This is a genomic window from Paraburkholderia sp., assembly GCF_035656215.1.
In the GTDB taxonomy this organism is placed as follows: Bacteria; Pseudomonadota; Gammaproteobacteria; order Burkholderiales; family Burkholderiaceae; genus Paraburkholderia.
In genome coordinates this window covers 1-1,634 of the sequence record NZ_DASRSY010000013.1, presented here as the reverse complement: position 1 = coordinate 1,634, position 1,634 = coordinate 1, and the positions used below count along the sequence as shown (strand labels likewise).

At 65.6% G+C, this 1,634-nt stretch carries 1 protein-coding gene; it reads left to right on the top strand.

The genetic code is table 11. The features are described from left to right. The coding region (locus tag VFE81_RS00565) for a sensor histidine kinase (RefSeq protein WP_325042728.1) at window positions 1-1,549 on the top strand (1,549 nt) is incomplete at its 5' end. Window positions 1,550-1,634 lie beyond the last annotated feature (85 nt).

Sequence of the window (1,634 nt, the reverse complement as noted above, 5' to 3'; positions counted from 1 at the left end):
CAACGACACTCGCTTTACGACCCCGGTTACCTTGTGGATGGACGTCGACCGTCGCATCGATCAACTGGCCGAGCTGGTTGCCGATAACCCGGCGCAGGTCGAGCGCGTGGTGCAGGTGCGCCAGGCGGTGCAGGGATACCGCCAGTGGTCGGATCGCATTCAGGATATGCTGCATTCGGGGCGGCGGCGCGATCTGCTCGATCGTTTCCGAGAGCTGGCTTCGGCCGACGTGCTCGATCGCTTCCGTCAGCAGGTGGCGGCCTTCCAGACCGAAGAGCGGCGCCTCGACACGTTGCGTTCGAACGCCGCCGAAGCCGCGCGTGAACGGCAACAGATGCTGATCGTCGCGGCCGTGTTCGGCTCGTTGCTGTTCGTCGCGCTGGCTGTCTGGTTGTTCACGCGCGGCGTGCGCGGACGGCTCGCACTGCTGTCCGATAACGCCGGGCGCCTCGCGGGCAACGAGCCGCTGGCGCCGATCGGGCCGGGCCGCGACGAAATCGCCCGGCTCGATCTGACCTTGCATGAAACCAGCCGGCGCCTGCTCGAAGCCGAGCGTATCCAGGTGCGTTTTCAGTCCGATCTCGCGCGTCGCGCCGGTGAGCTTGCGCGCATCAACGAGACCTTGCGGCAACAGACCCAGGAAAACGAAATGTTCATCTACAGCGTGTCGCACGACCTGCGTGCGCCGCTGGTGAATTTGCAAGGCTTCTCGAAAGAACTGATTCGCGCATGTGACGAACTGCGCGCGATGCTTCGCCGGTCCTCGCTCGCGCCAGAACCCCGGCAGCGTATCGAACGGGTGGTGGACGAGGATATCGGCGAAGCGTTGCACTTCCTGCAGACGGCCGTGCTGCGCGCATCGCACATCATCGACGCGCTGTTGCGGCTGTCGCGTGTCGGCCGCGTCGAGTACCGGCAGCAAAAGGTCGAAGTGGGCGATATCGTGCCGCGCGTGGTCGATGCGATGCAGGGGTCGATCCGGGCGCGCCGGGCGCACGTCATCGTCCACGACTTGCCGGCGGTGTGGGGCGATCCGACCGCGCTCGAACAGGTGTTCGCGAATCTGATCGGCAATGCGGTCAATTATCTGGACCCGGCCCGCGAAGGCCAGATCGAAATCGGTACGACTCCGGCGCCGCCGGGCGTGCATTCACTGCGGATTTTCTACGTGCGGGACAATGGCCTGGGCATTCCGGCGGTCGCGCTGCCGCGGCTTTTCAATGCCTTTCAGCGTCTGCACGGCAATGTGGCGGCGGGCGAGGGCATCGGCCTTGCGCTCGTGCGGCGTGTGGTGGAGCGGCACGGCGGGCGTGTGTGGGTGGAGTCGAAAGAGGGCATAGGCACGACGTTTTATCTGTCGCTGCCCGAAGCCGGGATGCGGATGGCGCAACTGGCTGTCGAGACGCATGTCGCGTTAGCGGAGGGTGTTCACGCGGTTCGTGATGTGCGCGAGGCGCGCGCGGGCTTCGTTGATCGTGACGACCCTGGCCTGAGCGGCGGTGCGGCGGCGCAAGCCGCCAATGCCGCGCCCGGCATCAGTACGCGGTAAAGAGCCGGCGCGGTTTGAGCAGTTTGCTACCGCGAATCGACCAGTAGCAGCCGCAAACGATCAGGATCGCAACGCCCGTGAGTGC